Here is a 512-nt window from a genome sequence, read left to right as displayed (position 1 = left end):
GGCAAAAGTACGTAAAATAAAACTTGTATCCAGATTAAGCGAATCTGTGACACATAGCCCAAACAAGAATTCACCGAACTTCACCTTCAACAAAGATGCTGGGATGTATGTCTGCAAAGCAGGACACATGAGCATAAAGAAAACAATAACAGGAAAGAAAAAGAGGGAAAAAACCGGTTCGGCAGCAGTAAGAACCTACTTCTTTGATATTGAGAAGTGTAAGCTTTGCCCGTATCGTGAAGGCTGCTACAAGGAAGGATCAAAGACCAAGTCATTCTCGGTCACATTGATGTCAACTATCCATTCGGAACAGAAGACATACCAGGAAACTGAAGAATTCAAGGCTCTGGCAAAAGAACGGTATAAAATTGAAGCTAAGAACAGTGAGTTGAAACATGGCCATGGTTATGATGTAGCATCAGGACGTGGTCTGTTTGGAATGGAACTACAAGGAGCATTCACCATCTTCGCTGCAAATATGAAGAGGATATTTGCTCTCTTAGGGGACTAGT

Annotated in this window: 1 protein-coding gene; it reads left to right on the top strand. The window is 41.4% G+C overall.

What is annotated here, in order from left to right:
- A partial coding sequence (locus tag T472_RS05725) for an IS1182 family transposase (RefSeq protein ID WP_023863400.1) occupies positions 1 to 511 on the top strand: 511 nt, incomplete at its 5' end.
- Between the last annotated feature and the right edge of the window lies 1 nt (position 512).

This window comes from Youngiibacter fragilis 232.1 (assembly GCF_000495435.3).
In the GTDB taxonomy this organism is placed as follows: Bacteria; Bacillota; Clostridia; order Clostridiales; family Clostridiaceae; genus Youngiibacter; species Youngiibacter fragilis.
The sequence above is the reverse complement of the archived record's forward strand: the minus strand, read 5'-3'. Positions and strand labels throughout refer to the sequence as shown.